Below are 13,526 nucleotides of genomic sequence, written 5' to 3'. Positions count from 1 at the left end.
TCCCGTTCGGCATGTTCACTGACGGGATGCGGGAAATCGAGGGTGACTACATCCTGGCCGACAACGTGTGGGACGAGACCGTCTGGGTCTGGCGCCGGACAGAGGCACCCAAAGGCTGCAAGGTGGAGATCGTCGAAGGGCTCATCACGGTCACACCTCTCTCCTCCGTCGCGCACAACGGCATCGCCGAACGCGTACAACGACGCCTCTACGACGTGATTCCGCAAGACTGGGGCATCTACCAGCGGCTCCCCCTCGCCGTACCCGGCCGACTCGGTCTCTTCGAGCCGGACCTGGCCGTGGTGCCGGAGGGGCTGCTGCGTGCGGGAGACGAGCAACTGATCCCCGCCTCCAAGGCCGAACTCGTCGGGGAGATCGTCTCCGCGGCCACGGCGACCAATGACCGGACCCACAAACGTGCGGGCTACGCTCAGGCAGGCACCCCGCTGTACCTCCTGATCGACAGCCTGGCACCGGGCGGCCCAACGGTCACGCTCTACGGAGAACCAGACGGCGAGACCTACCGCATCCTGTACGCAGGAAGAATCGGCGACCCGGTCGAACTGCCGGCGCCCTTCCGATACACGCTGCACACCAGCGAGTTCCCTGGAGCCTGACTCACCCCAAAACCGCCGCCACCCCCACCAACACCGGCACCGAAACCACCGTCGACACCAGGATCGCGTCCCGCGCCAGCCGCTCGCCCACCCCGTACGTCGACGCGTACGTGTACAGGTTCTGCGCCGCCGGCAGCGCCGACGTCACCACCACGTCGAGCAGTTGCGCGCCCCGCAGCCCGAACACCCCGGACGCCAGCGCCCAGGCCACCGCCGGCTGCCCCACCGCCTTCAACGCCACGGCGAGCAGCACCGGCTGCCGCTCCGCACCCCGCAACGGCATCGTGGAACCGCACAGACCGATGCCGAAGGCCAGCAGGACCGCAGGGACCGACATGTTGCCGATCAAGGTCACCGGATCCATGACCGCGTCCGGCACCCGCAGCCCACTCGCGGCAACCGCGACCCCGCCCAGCGAGCCCAGCGCTATCGGATTGCGCACCGGCGTCAGCAGCCGCCGCCACAGCGAGCCCTTCCCGCCCCCTCCCGACAGGTCCAGGATCGTCACCGCCACCGGCGTCACCAGCACCAGCTGGAACAGCAGCACCGGCGCCACCAGCGAGGCGTCGCCCAGGACGTACACGGCGATCGGGATGCCGAGGTTGCCGGCGTTGACGTAGCCGGAGCACAGGGCGCCGATCGTCGTCCGGCCCACGCCCCAGCCCCGTACGACACCCACCGCGACGAAGACCCCCGCCACCGCGACCGTCGACAGCGCCGTGACGAGCAGCCGGCTGGAGAAGACCACCGACAGGTCGGCCGTCGCGAGGGTCGTGAACAGCAGGGCCGGGGACGCGACGTGAAAGGCGAGCTTGGTCAGTACCTCACGACCCTGCGGACCGAGATGACCCCGCAGCCCCAGCACATAGCCCACGCCGATGACGACCGCGATGACCGCGAAGCCGGTCAGCACCCCCTGCACGGCACCTCCCCGCCAAGCAGGCCGAGCGGACGGACCTGGAACGGCAGGGCGCGGGGAGGGGATACGTGGGGCATGCAGCAAACCCTCCGGGTGAGGGTGCGCGCACGTCAATGTGATCTCTGATGACGGGCACCGATGAGTTCCCGGCCCACCCCGGGTCTACCGCACGTGGACGCCGTGACACCCGCCGTACTCGTGCTGCCGGGGCCTGTCTCCCGAGGGGAGACACCCCGGCTCTGCGACGAGGTGCGCGCGCTGATGGAAAGCACCCGGGCCGGGGTGGTCGTCTGCGACGTGGGCGGGCTGGGACCGCCGGGGCTCGCCGTCGTCGACCTGCTGGCCCGCCTGGAGCTCACCGCCCGGCGGGCCGGGGGCCGGATCCGGCTGCGCGACCCCGACCCCGCCCTGCACGCGCTACTGGACCTCGTCGGTCTCCGCTTCGAGACGGAGCGGCAGGTCGAACAGCGGGAACCACCGCTTGGTGTCCAGGAAGCAGTGGAACCCGGTGATGCGGCCGTCTGAGATCTCCAGCACCTGGACCGCCCACGGCGCGAAGCCGCCCGCCTCCTCGTCCGGCTTGTAGTGCGCGAAGGCCGGCAGTCCGTTGGCCTCGACCGGCACCAGCCGCGAGTTCGCGCACGCGGCGCCGAGGGTCGTCATGAAGCCGGTGATGTCCGCCGAACCCGACAGCCACAGGTCGAACGGCGGCATCGTCATGACGGCGTCCTCGTGCAGCAGCGCCGTCAGCGCCGTCATGTCGTAGCCCTCGAAGGCCGCGACATAGCGGTCCAGGAGCTTCTGCTGCTCCTCGTCCAGGGGGTCGGACACCGCCGCGCCGTCCCCCTGGTCCGCCCGCTCGGCGAGGGTCGCACGGGCGCGCTGCAGGGCGCTGTTGACGGAGGCGACGGAGGTGCCGAGCAGCTCGGCGACCTCGCTCGCCTTCCAGGCGAGCACCTCGCGCAGGATCAGCACCGCCCGCTGCTTGGGCGGCAGCTGCTGGAGGGCGGCCATGAAGGCGAGCCGCACGGATTCCTTGGCGACCGCGGCCTCGGCCGGGTCGGCGGTCGAGGGCAGTACGCGGGCGTCCGGCATAGGCTCCAGCCAGGTGTGGTCCGGGCGGGGGGACAGGGCGGCCTGGGCGAGCGGCGTGGAGTCCGTGAGGTCCATCGGGCGGGCCCGTTTGTTGCCCGCGGTCAGCATGTCCAGGCAGACGTTTGTCGCGATCCGGTACAGCCAGGAACGGAGGCTGGAGCGGCCCTCGAACTTGTCGTAGCTCCGCCAGGCGCGGACCAGGGTGTCCTGGACCGCGTCCTCGGCCTCGAAGGAGGAGCCGAGCATCCGGTAGCAGTACCCCGTCAGCTCGGTGCGGTGCTTCTCCAGCGCGGAGTCCAGCTCCGTCGTCACGGTGCCGTTGGTCATCGTCCACCCACCCCTGTGGCGTCCTTCGTGCGCGTCTTCGCGCCTCGCACTTCGGAAGCTACCGCAGGGGACTGACAATGGCCTGTGCAGTCAAGAAAGGCGCAGGTCAGCGAGTGAGGCCGAAGACCCGCACCGGCGTGTCCGCGGCCTGTCGGCGCGCCGCGAGGGACCCGAGCACCGTGATCGCCACGACGCCCAGCACCGCCAGCAGCCCGACGCCGACCGTTCCGGCCCAGCCGCCGGAGTGGAAGGCCACCGCGCCGACCGTGCTGCCCGCGCTGGAGCCGACGTAGTAGGCGGACTGGTACAGCGCCGAGGCCTGGGCGCGGCCGTGCGTGGCCGTCTTGCCGACCGCCGACGAGGCCACCGCGTGCCCGGCGAAGAAGCCCGCCGTGATCAGCACCAGGCCCAGCAGGACCAGCGGCAGGGAGGGGGCGAGGGACAGCAGCAGGCCCGCCGCCGTCGTACCGCCGCCCAGGTACAGCGCCCCTCGGCGGCCGAGGCGGCCCACCAGCCGGCCGGCCGTCGACGCCGAGACCGTGCCCACCAGGTAGACCAGGAAGATCGAGCCGATGAGACCCTGCGGCAGGGAGAACGGCGCCTCCGCCAGGCGGTAGCCGATCACCGTGTAGACGCCGCCGAACACCGTCATGAACAGCGCGCCGATGGCGTAGAGGCGGCGCAGCAGCGGGTTGGCGAGGTGGTCGCGGACCGTGCGGACCAGGACGCGCGGGCGCAGCGAGCCCGGCGTGAAGTGCTTCGGCGCCGGCAGCAGCAGCCGGAAGGCCACCGCGCACGCCACCGCCAGGACTCCGACCACGCCGACGGCGACCCGCCAGCCCCACTCCTGGGCCACCCAGCCGGTGATCACCCGGCCGCTCATCCCGCCCACGCTGTTGCCCGCGACGAACAGACCGATCGCGGTGACCAGCGCCCGCGGGGTGACCTCCTCCGCCAGGTACGCCGTCGCCGAGGCCGGCAGTCCGGCCAGCGCCGCACCCTGCACCGCGCGCAGCGCGACGAGCGCCGACAGTGACGGGGCGAAGGGGACCAGCAGACCGACGGTCACCGCGACCGCCAGCGACGCCGTCATGACCGTACGCCGTCCGAAGCGCTCCGACAGCGCGCTCATCGGCAGCACGAACACCGCGAGGCCGCCGGTCGCGGCGGCCACCGTCCAGCTCGCGTCGCTCGCGGTGACGCCCATGTCGCCCGAGATCAGCGGCAGCAGCGCCTGGGTGGAGTACAGGAGCGCGAAGGTCGCGACGCCCGCGAGGAAGAGGGCGAGACTCATCCGGCGGTAACCGGGCCCGCCCGGGGTCATGCGCGAGTCGGAGGTGCCGGTCGCGTCGGGGCCGCGGGGGGCGTCGGGGGCGTCGGGGACGGAGACGGATGCAGCGGCGCCCACGGTGGTGGACGCCCCGGTATCGGCGGGAGTCATGCAGCGACGGTACGGAGAGCGCCGCTCATCCGTCCAATGCATGGAATGGCCATAATCGTTCCCATGGTGCATCAGCAAAGCTCACAGGCCCGTCTGTCACCGTCCGGTGACACAGAAGACATCGTCGCGCTGCTCGCGCCCCGCCTCGCGCACTTCGCCGGCGTCGCCCGCACCGAGCACGTCACCCGGGCCGCCCAGGAGATGAACGTCCCCCAGTCGACCCTCTCCCGCGCCCTCGTCCGCCTCGAAGCGGACCTGGGCGTCGACCTCTTCGTCCGCCGCGGCCGCACCCTCGCGCTGACCGTCGCCGGACGCACCTTCCTCGGCTCCGTCGAACGCGCCCTCGCCGAGGTCGAGCGGGCCGCCGACGAGGTCCGCGCGGACGCCGACCCGGCCACCGGCAAGGTCGCCTTCGGCTTCCTGCACACCATGGGCGCCGAAACCGTCCCGGGCCTGCTGCACGCCTTCCGCGCCGACCACCCCCGCGTCCGCTTCAGCCTCGTCCAGAACTACGGCGAGGCCATGCTGGAGCGCCTGCGCGCCGGTGAGCTGGACCTCTGCCTGACCTCCCCGGTCCCGGACGCCCCCGACCTGGTCGCCCGCCGCCTCGACGAGCAGAAGCTGCGCCTGGTCGTGCCGGCCGACCACTCCCTGGCCGGCCGCAGGCGCATCCGCCTCGCCGAGGCCGCCGACGAGGTCTTCGTGACCCTGGAGCCCGGCTACGGCCTGCGCCGCATCACCGACGCCCTGTGCAAGGAGGCCGGTTTCCGGCCCAAGGTGGCCTTCGAGGGGGAGGAGGCGGAGACGCTCCGCGGCCTGGTCGCGGCCGGCCTCGGCGTCGCCCTGCTGCCGCCGCCCGCGGTGCCCCGCCCCGGCGTGGTCGAACTGACGGTGACGGCCCCGCGCGCGGCCCGCGAGATCGGCGTGGCCTGGCTGGCGGGGCGTACGGACACACCCCCGGTGGCCGCGTTCAAGAAGTTCCTGCTGTCGAGGCGGGGCCACCTGCTCCCGTCATGACCCCGGCCCGCCCGCTCCCGTCCTGACCCCGGCCCTCCCGCACACGCGGTCCCTACCGCCGCAGCGACTTCCCGAACCCCACCGCCAGCGGCATCCGCAGCCCCAGCGGCGGGGGAGCGGCCAGCGCGTCCTCCACCGGCCGCGAGAACGCGTGCCCGAACAGCACACCCATCACGAAGTCCTCGGTGAGCGCGGCGACTTCCTCCCGGTAGTGCCGCAAGCCGTGGCCGTCGGAGTGCACTTCGAACCGGCACACCGCACGGTTCGCCTTCTTCGCCCGGGAGGCCAGCCGGAACGACAGCTCGGGGTCGCTGCGCTCGTCGTTCGTGCCGTGCACGATCAGCACCCGGCGCCCGGCGAGCTGCTTCACCGGTTCGGGTGGGGCGGCCATGTCCTCGTCGGGCAGCCAAGGGGCGATCGCCAGCGCCGAGTTGACGGCCTCGTGTCCGGCGGCGCGCAGGGCGGCCCGCCCGCCCATGTCGATGCCGACCAGGCAGACGGGTACGTCGCCGTAGAGCCGTACGGCCTCGTCGGCGGCCCAGTCGGCGTCCCGGGCGAGGTGGGCCTCGGCGCCGTTCCAGCCCCGGTAGCGGTAGTGCACGACGTGCGCGGCCAGGCCCTCGTCGCGTCCCGCGCGCGCGAGCCGGCGCCCCAACGCGCGTACGGACGCGGCCGCCAGCAGCGGAGACGGCTTGCGGCTGGACACCTCGTCGCCGCCGGGGAGCAGCAGCACCACGCCGCTCACCGCCGTCCCCTCCGGACCGAGCGTTCGCCCCAGCCGGGCCTGGCGGACCGGCGTCGCTTGCTGTGCCATGGCAGAACATTCTCAGAAGACCGGGTGCACGCCACCCGTCATCGCAGTCACCGTTACATATCGACGAGTACGTACACCGCGGCCCCGTATCAGGTCCGCATTCCGTGTCCGTGCGTTCACCCCACGTTCTACGCGCGTAGGAGTTAGAGTGCGGAAATGACGAGCCAGAGCACCGCGAAGACCACCGCGAAGACTCCGACGCCGGACCAGATCCGCCGGGCGCCGAAGGTTCTGCTGCACGACCATCTCGACGGCGGGCTGCGTCCCGGCACGGTCGTCGAACTCGCCCGCGCGACCGGCTACTCGGAACTCCCCGAGACCGATGCCGACCGGCTCGGCGTCTGGTTCCGCCAGGCCGCCGACTCCGGGTCGCTGGAGCGGTACCTGGAGACCTTCTCGCACACCGTCGGCGTCATGCAGACCCGCGACGCCCTGGTCCGGGTGGCCGCCGAGTGCGCCGAGGACCTCGCCGAGGACGGCGTCGTCTACGCCGAGGTGCGGTACGCCCCCGAGCAGCACCTGGAGGGCGGGCTCAGCCTCGAAGAGGTCGTCGAGGCCGTCAACGAGGGCTTCCGGGAGGGCGAGCGGCGCGCGCGGGCGGGCGGTCACCGCATCCGCGTCGGCGCCCTGCTCACCGCCATGCGGCACGCCGCCCGCGCCCTGGAGATCGCCGAGCTGGCCAACCGCTACCGCGACCTCGGCGTCGTCGGATTCGACATCGCGGGCGCCGAGGCCGGGTACCCGCCCACCCGGCACCTGGACGCCTTCGAGTACCTCAAGCGCGAGAACAACCACTTCACGATCCACGCCGGCGAGGCCTTCGGGCTGCCGTCCATCTGGCAGGCCCTGCAGTGGTGCGGTGCCGACCGGCTCGGGCACGGCGTGCGCATCATCGACGACATCCAGGTCCACGAGGACGGCACGGTCAAGCTCGGGCGCCTCGCCTCGTACGTCCGGGACAAGCGCATCCCGCTGGAGCTGTGCCCCAGCTCCAACCTCCAGACCGGGGCCGCGGACTCCTATGCCGAGCACCCGATCGGGCTGCTGCGCCGGCTGCACTTCCGGGCCACCGTCAACACGGACAACCGGCTGATGTCCCACACCGGCATGAGCCGGGAATTCGAGCACCTTGTCGACGCGTTCGGTTACACGCTCGACGACATCCAGTGGTTCTCCGTCAATGCGATGAAATCAGCGTTCATTCCTTTCGATGAACGACTGGCCATGATCAATGACGTGATCAAGCCCGGATACGCGGAGCTGAAGTCCGAATGGCTGTTCCAGTAGACGGCTTCCACCAGCGGTTCTTCCCAGATCGAGGGCTGAGCGGGAGCCGACGGTAATACGGAAATGCGGACGGGCTTTCACAATCCGTCCGCATTTCGATGTTTGCCGCGAGGGGTGCCGCGTGTTTACGTTCATGGACCGCTCACATCCCCGTCATCCCATTTCGAGGACGCATTTCATGAAGCAGTCTGCTGCCAAGACCCTCGGTGTCGCCGCCCTCGGTGCCGCCTTCGCCGCCGCCGGCGCGGGTGCGGCCACCGCGGCCCCGGAGCTCCCGGACACCGCCCAGACGGTGGACTCGGTCGCCCGCACGCTCCCCGCGGAGACCGTCTCCCAGGTGGTGCCCGGCGCGGGCAACATCCTGGAGCAGGGCCGCCACGTCTCCGGCGTGGGTCTGACCGCCGCGCAGCCGGTCGTCGAGCAGGTAGTCGAACAGCAGCTCTCCGAGGGCCCGACCAAGCCGGTCGCCGGCCTGCTCGGCGGCCTGCCGGCCAAGGGCCTGCCCACCCAGGGCCTGCCGGTCAACGGCCTCCCGATCGGCGGCTGAGCCCGATCGACGGCTGAGCCCGCCTCTCCGCCTCTCCCCACGCGCCGACGGGGCGCACCCGGTGTTCCGGGTGCGCCCCATCGGTGTACCAGAGGGGAGGTACGTCCATCGGGCCGCCGTCACGGCCCGTACGGGCCCGTCACCAGGCCGTACGGGCGGCCTTCTCCTCGGACGGCAGCAGCAGCCACAGCGCGAGGTAGAGCAGGAACTGCGGGCCGGGCAGCAGGCAGGAGACCACGAAGATCGTCCGCATCGTGGTGGTGGAGGTGCCGAAGCGCCGGGCCAGCGCGGCGCACACTCCGCCGATCATGCGGCCGTTGGTGGGGCGGGCGAGGCGGGACATCGCGGCTCCTTCGTGAGCGTGTGGTGGGGACTGCCGATCGGCTTCCCCTTCATCCGCCTTCCACGCTACGGAGACGAACGGAACAAAGCGTCGCTCTACGGGGCGATACCGACCCTGGGAATCGTCGGGGTCCGACCCTGAGTGGGCTCATCCCGGGGGACGTCCTCCCGGCGCCCCCGCTCGGACCTGCGACGGAGCCGAGCCCGGCCCGCGGGGACGAGGGCGAGATGCGCGAGGGCCACGCCCGCCGTGTTCAGCAGCAGCGAGTCGACGTCGACGACCTGACCGGGCACCCCGGTCTGCAACAGTTCGATGCCCAGTGACAGCAGGGCCGCCGCCGCCATGGTGCGCAACAGGGAGGCCAGCGGCGAGACGGTCAGCCTGCCGCCCGCCATCGGCAGCAGCACGCCCAGCGGCGCCAGCAGGGCGAGCGACCCACCGAGGGCGCGAGCCGCCGCGGGCCAGCCGAGCGCGAGGTCGGAGCGGATCCCGGCGCCCGGCTCCAGGTTGGGAGGCAGCACCCAGGGGACGTCCAGCGGCCGCAGCGTGTACCAGGCGACGAACGCGAGATGTGCGACCAGGAGGACACTTCCTGTCACACGGATGCGGAGCGCGGCGCTGCCGCCGAGGAACCCATGACGCTGCACGTCCCCCTAGACGCGGCCGCCGCCGCACTCGGTTCCGGCCTCTCCTCCGCAAGGGTGAGGCTTGCGCCACATGGCCCCCGGGACTGTCCCCGCGCCCGCCCCGCCCCCTGCCGCGTTGCGGCTCGTCAGCCGTCCGTGACCTCGCCGGCCGGCGGTTCGTTGCTGCCCGGCCGGGCGCGGACCTCGTCCGTGCAGACGTAGCGGCGTGCGGACCGCTCGCCGGGGCCGGCCAGGACGACGGAGCCGTCGCCCTCACCCGCGGCCGAGTCGGAGAGGGTGCAGACGACCTGGGCGAGGGCGTACGAGGTGAGGTCGTCGGGGGCGGTGTCGAGCCGCAGCGTGTCCTCGGGGTCACCGGGGCGCGGGCCGGTCACGGTGACCCCGCGGCGTACGTCCGTGGTGTACCCGGCCTCCTTCTCCGCGGCCGACGGCGGCGCCGCGAGCTCGTTCAGCAGCCCCTGGGCCACCAGTACCCGCCGCCCGGAGTCCACGCCGTCCGGCACCCGTACCGTCCGGTCCACGGCCACCAGCGACGAGCCGCACAGCAGGAAGACCTGCACCGGCACGCCGGGCGCGGCCTGCGTCGACACGTCCGGCTCGGCGAGCGAGCAGCGCACCCGCGAGGGTGCCGGACCGTAGTCCGTGGGCACCTCCGTGGCCCGGATGCCGCACCCGGCGAGCAGCGCGGCCAGCACGGCCAGCCCGGGGAGTGCCGACAGGCGGCGTTCGGTCATCAGACCTGTCCCTTCGCGTCCTTGCCCGTGCTCCCGTCACCCGAGGTACCCCCGACGTCTTCGGCGTCCTCGTCCGCCGGCGGGTCCTGCGGCAGCCGCAGCGTGAACACCGCACCGCCCTCGGGGGAGTTCTCGGCGGTGATCCCACCGCCGTGGATGTGCGCGTTCTCCAGGGCGATGGACAGGCCGAGCCCGCTGCCCTCGGAGCGCGGCCGGGAAGCGCTCGCCTTGTAGAAGCGGTCGAAGACGTGCGGCAGGACGTCCTCGGGGATGCCGGGCCCGTGGTCCCGCACCCGGATGACCACCTCGTCGTCCGCCCGCGCCACCGACACCCGCACCGGTGACCCGCCGTGCTTGAGCGCGTTGCCGATCAGGTTGGCCAGGATCACGTCCAGGCGGCGCGGGTCGAGCCGGGCGTGGATGCCGCGCTCGGCGTCCAGGTCGACGGCGTCCAGCCAGGCGCGGGCGTCGATGCAGGCGGTGATCTGGTCGGCGACGTCGACGTCGTCCAGGACCAGCCGGGCGGTGCCCGCGTCGAAGCGGGTGACCTCCATCAGGTTCTCCACCAGATCGTTCAGCCGCCGCGTCTCGCTGACCACCAGCCGCACGGCGGGCTCGACCATCGGGTCAAAACTCCCGCCCTCGCCCTCGAACTCCAGCTCGTCCTCCAGCACCTCCGTGACGGCGGTGATCGCCGTCAGCGGGGTGCGCAGCTCATGGCTCATGTCCGCCACGAAGCGCCGCGAGGCCTGCTCCCGGCCCGCCATGTCCGCGACCCGCTTCTCCAGCGCCTCGGCGGCGCTGTTGAACGTCCGGGACAGATCGGCCAGTTCGTCGGTGCCGGACACTCGCAGCCGGGTGTCCAGCCTGCCCTCGCCGAGGCGCCGCGCCGCGACCCCGAGCCGGTGCACCGGCTTCAGCACGGTCGTCGCCAGCGCCTGCGCGAGCAGCGCGGAGCCGAGCAGGGCGAGCGCGGTGGCGATCCCCAGCGACCAGGCGAGCGAGTTCAGGTCCTTGGCCTCCGGTTCCAGCGACTTCAGCATGTAGCCGGTGGCCCCGCCGCCGATCACCTTCGTGCCGGCCACCAGGTAGGGGGTGTCGTCCTCGGTGATCCGCTGCCAGTACAGGTGGTACGGGTGCTTGTTGGCCGGGGTGACCTTCTGTTCCTTGTTCACCGCCGTGCGCAGCGACTCGGGCACGGCGGAGAGCGCGAAGCCGCCCAGGCCGCCGGAACTGCCGTACACGGTCTCGCCGGCGGCGTTCTCGGCGACCAGCAGCACGCTGAACCGCTGGCTGCTGTTGGCCATCTGACCCGCGGTGTGCTGCAACTCGTCCTGGCTGGGGCGCTCGGGCAGCGCACCCGCCCGGTTCTGCATCTCCCGCTCGAAGTCGCGCAGCACGGCGTCCTGGGCGCGGGTGAGCACCGCCTCCCGGTTCAGCCAGTAGGCGATGCCGGACGCGGACACGGCGGCGGTGAGCGCGACGAGACCGAAGACGAGGACCAGCCGCAGCCGCAGGCTGGTGAAGCGCAGCCAGGACCAGACCCCCTTGCGAGCCGCGACCCAGCCGCGTGAACCCCCCTGGGGCTTCTGTGTCACGGTACCTCCGGGGACGCTCCCGGTTGGGCAGCCGGGGAGGGAATCGAGCTTCTGCGGAGCAAGGAAGAGGGCATTCGCCCCAAAGGCGGGAAACCGCCCACGCGGTTGGGTAGGCTGACCATCGTGCGTTGCGAGAGCCAAGCGGCGCGCGACTCCCTTGTCCTTTCGGGCAACCGGGCAGGTTCCGTCCCGGCTGGTGCTGAGAGCGTCAGTCTCATCCGCTCGCAGAGCAGATGAGCTGCTTGAGCCAGGAATCCCCCTGCTTTTGCCGGGGGAGGGTTCAATGAGGCGGATCCAGTCGGTAGCCGACTCCGCGCACGGTGCGAATCAAGGTCGGGGACGACGGCACGTCCTCGACCTTCGCGCGCAGCCGCTGCACGCAGGCGTCCACCAGCCGGGAGTCACCGAGGTAGTCGTGCTCCCACACCAGCCGCAGCAACTGCTGCCGGGACAGCGCCTGCCCCGGCCGCCGGCTCAGTTCGAGCAGCAGCCGCAGCTCGGTCGGCGTGAGCTGGAGATCCTCGCCGTTCTTCGTCACGGTCATCGCCGACCGGTCGATGACCAGGCCGCCGAAGCTCGCCGAGTCGGTCGACTCCCGCTCCCCGCGCCGCAGCACGGCCCGGATACGGGCGTCAAGGACCCGGCCCTGGACGGGTTTGACGACGTAGTCGTCGGCGCCCGACTCGAGACCGACGACCACGTCGATGTCGTCGTTGCGCGCGGTCAGCAGGATGATCGGCAGCTGGTCGGTGCGCCGGATGCGACGGCACACCTCGAAACCGTCGATGCCGGGCAGCATCACGTCCAGCACGATCAGGTCCGGCCGCTGCTCGCGCAACAGCTTCAGACCGTCCTCACCGCTGGCAGCGGTGGCCACCCGGTGGCCCTGGCGGGTCAGGGAGAGCTCCAGGGCCGTACGGATGGCGTCGTCGTCCTCGATCAGCAACAGGGAAGGCACGGGCTCATTCTGGCCCATGGAGGGGGTGGGGTTCGACCTGTGGGTCCGGATGGGGCCCCGCCACGCCGCCGGACCCTGTGAAGGAACGGTGGTCCAGCCGTGACGGACCCCTGTGACAGGTCTGTGACAGTCGGCGGACACGGCCATGAAGTCGCCGCGGCAAGCTTTTCGTCACAGGCAACACAGCGAGTCGCGGTACACGCAGTACGGCAAGTCGCAGCACAGCAGGCCGAGCACCGGAAGTCCACGACGGGGGGCGCGAGATGAACACGCTGAAGGGCACCAGCACCAGCGCAGTGGTCACGCGTCTGCACGACGTGCACACACACCGGGGTTCCGAGAAGTCCGGTGCCGTGAGCGGGCGGGGGTGCGCTCGCGGCACCGGGCGTCAGCACACCGCGTACATCGCGGTGGTCGACACGCGTCAGGGGGAGACGCGCGGGGGGTCGGCGCACGGGGGAACGACGTACGGGGGAACGACGTACGGGGGAACGACGTACGGGGAGGGCTCGGGGGCGCGCGCTTCGCTGTCGGAGGCGGAGTTCACCGCCTACGTCCAGGAGCGCCGCGCCTCCCTGTACGCCACCGCCTACCACCTCACCGGCGACCGCTTCGAGGCCGAGGACCTGCTGCAGAGCGCACTGTTCTCGACGTACCGGGCGTGGGACCGGATCAGTGACAAGGCGGCGGTCGGCGGTTACCTCCGCCGCACCATGACCAACCTGCACATCAGTGCCTGGCGGCGCCGCAAGCTCAACGAGTACCCGACCGAGGAACTGCCGGAGACGGCCGGCGACACGGACGCGATGCGCGGCACCGAACTGCGCACGGTCCTGTGGCAGGCGCTGGCCCGGCTGCCCGAACTCCAGCGCACCATGCTGGTCCTTCGCTACTACGAGGGCCGCACGGACCCGGAGATCGCGGAGATCCTCGACATCAGTGTCGGCACGGTGAAGTCCAGCATCTGGCGGTCGCTCCGCCGGCTGCGCGAGGACGAGGTCCTCAGCTTCGGCCGTGACCGGGAGGACGCCTTCGGCGAGTTGGTCGCCTGAAGGACGGCGGGCCGGGGGGCCCGCGAAAAAAAGTAGGAGCCGGGGTGTATCAGGGGGAGGGTGCCGGGCTCTTACTCACGGGGAAGCACCACGGGGGACCCAACGGGGGACACGGGGGGACAACGGGGGA

Annotated in this window: 15 protein-coding genes; 6 read left to right on the top strand and 9 right to left on the bottom strand. The window is 71.8% G+C overall.

The annotated features are described in order from the left end of the window. Window positions 1-26: 26 nt before the first annotated feature. Window positions 27-617, top strand: a complete 591-nt coding sequence (locus tag ACFCZF_RS29830; RefSeq protein WP_376674263.1) for a Uma2 family endonuclease — start codon at window positions 27-29, stop codon at window positions 615-617. Between the two features lies 1 nt (window position 618). On the opposite strand, the gene ACFCZF_RS29825 is transcribed toward ACFCZF_RS29830, so the two are convergent. After that, window positions 619-1,539, bottom strand: a complete 921-nt coding sequence (locus ACFCZF_RS29825; protein WP_376674262.1) for an AEC family transporter — start codon at window positions 1,537-1,539, stop codon at window positions 619-621. Window positions 1,540-1,674: 135 nt separating this feature from the next. On the opposite strand from ACFCZF_RS29825, the gene ACFCZF_RS29820 reads away from it, so the two are divergent. Continuing rightward, window positions 1,675-2,061, top strand: coding sequence for an STAS domain-containing protein (locus tag ACFCZF_RS29820; protein WP_376674261.1), 387 nt, complete (start codon window positions 1,675-1,677; stop codon window positions 2,059-2,061). Here ACFCZF_RS29820 and ACFCZF_RS29815 read toward each other — a convergent pair. Together ACFCZF_RS29815 and ACFCZF_RS29810 are read right to left on the bottom strand one after the other, a co-directional pair. Continuing rightward, window positions 1,954-2,958 carry a sigma-70 family RNA polymerase sigma factor gene (locus ACFCZF_RS29815; protein WP_376674260.1) on the bottom strand — a complete coding sequence of 335 codons (1,005 nt, stop codon included), beginning with the start codon at window positions 2,956-2,958 and terminating at the stop codon, window positions 1,954-1,956. The genes ACFCZF_RS29820 and ACFCZF_RS29815 overlap by 108 nt on opposite strands. Window positions 2,959-3,064: 106 nt before the next feature. After that, entirely contained in the window at window positions 3,065-4,399 is a 1,335-nt protein-coding gene (locus ACFCZF_RS29810; protein ID WP_376674259.1) for an MFS transporter, read from the bottom strand. A gap of 63 nt (window positions 4,400-4,462) precedes the next feature. Between ACFCZF_RS29810 and ACFCZF_RS29805 the strand changes: the two genes are divergently transcribed. Continuing rightward, a complete protein-coding gene (locus ACFCZF_RS29805; RefSeq protein WP_376674258.1) occupies window positions 4,463-5,416 on the top strand; it encodes a LysR family transcriptional regulator in 954 nt (317 codons plus the stop codon). Between the two features lie 52 nt (window positions 5,417-5,468). On the opposite strand, the gene ACFCZF_RS29800 is transcribed toward ACFCZF_RS29805, so the two are convergent. Then, window positions 5,469-6,230, bottom strand: coding sequence for an alpha/beta hydrolase (locus ACFCZF_RS29800; RefSeq protein ID WP_376674257.1), 762 nt, complete (start codon window positions 6,228-6,230; stop codon window positions 5,469-5,471). Between the two features lie 156 nt (window positions 6,231-6,386). Between ACFCZF_RS29800 and ACFCZF_RS29795 the strand changes: the two genes are divergently transcribed. Both ACFCZF_RS29795 and ACFCZF_RS29790 read left to right on the top strand, forming a co-directional pair. Next, entirely contained in the window at window positions 6,387-7,517 is a 1,131-nt protein-coding gene (locus ACFCZF_RS29795) for an adenosine deaminase (protein ID WP_376674256.1), read from the top strand. A gap of 178 nt (window positions 7,518-7,695) precedes the next feature. Beyond that, on the top strand, window positions 7,696-8,064 hold the full coding sequence (locus tag ACFCZF_RS29790; RefSeq protein ID WP_310871579.1) for an ATP-binding protein: 369 nt from the start codon (window positions 7,696-7,698) through the stop codon (window positions 8,062-8,064). A gap of 139 nt (window positions 8,065-8,203) precedes the next feature. Here the strand turns inward: ACFCZF_RS29790 and ACFCZF_RS29785 are convergent, their stop codons facing one another. The 5 genes from ACFCZF_RS29785 to afsQ1 all read right to left on the bottom strand — a co-directional run bounded on the left by ACFCZF_RS29785 (window position 8,204) and on the right by afsQ1 (window position 12,344). Continuing rightward, a complete protein-coding gene (locus tag ACFCZF_RS29785) occupies window positions 8,204-8,407 on the bottom strand; it encodes a PspC domain-containing protein (RefSeq protein ID WP_210957772.1) in 204 nt (67 codons plus the stop codon). 95 nt (window positions 8,408-8,502) lie between these two features. After that, a complete protein-coding gene (locus ACFCZF_RS29780; RefSeq protein WP_376674255.1) occupies window positions 8,503-9,054 on the bottom strand; it encodes a VanZ family protein in 552 nt (183 codons plus the stop codon). A gap of 125 nt (window positions 9,055-9,179) precedes the next feature. Beyond that, a complete protein-coding gene (locus tag ACFCZF_RS29775; RefSeq protein WP_376674254.1) occupies window positions 9,180-9,788 on the bottom strand; it encodes a hypothetical protein in 609 nt (202 codons plus the stop codon). Continuing rightward, a complete protein-coding gene (locus ACFCZF_RS29770; RefSeq protein ID WP_376674253.1) occupies window positions 9,788-11,386 on the bottom strand; it encodes an ATP-binding protein in 1,599 nt (532 codons plus the stop codon). The genes ACFCZF_RS29775 and ACFCZF_RS29770 overlap by 1 nt, the downstream gene beginning before the upstream one ends. 280 nt (window positions 11,387-11,666) lie before the next feature. Next, on the bottom strand, window positions 11,667-12,344 hold the full coding sequence (gene afsQ1, locus ACFCZF_RS29765; RefSeq protein WP_375921214.1) for a two-component system response regulator AfsQ1: 678 nt from the start codon (window positions 12,342-12,344) through the stop codon (window positions 11,667-11,669). 263 nt (window positions 12,345-12,607) lie between these two features. Between afsQ1 and ACFCZF_RS29760 the strand changes: the two genes are divergently transcribed. Then, on the top strand, window positions 12,608-13,396 hold the full coding sequence (locus ACFCZF_RS29760; protein WP_376674252.1) for a SigE family RNA polymerase sigma factor: 789 nt from the start codon (window positions 12,608-12,610) through the stop codon (window positions 13,394-13,396). The last annotated feature ends 130 nt before the right edge of the window (window positions 13,397-13,526 follow it).

Origin of the sequence: Streptomyces sp. NPDC056296 (assembly GCF_042268605.1) — a bacterium.
Taxonomy (GTDB): Bacteria; Actinomycetota; Actinomycetes; order Streptomycetales; family Streptomycetaceae; genus Streptomyces.
This window is presented reverse-complemented; position numbering and strand designations above follow the sequence as displayed.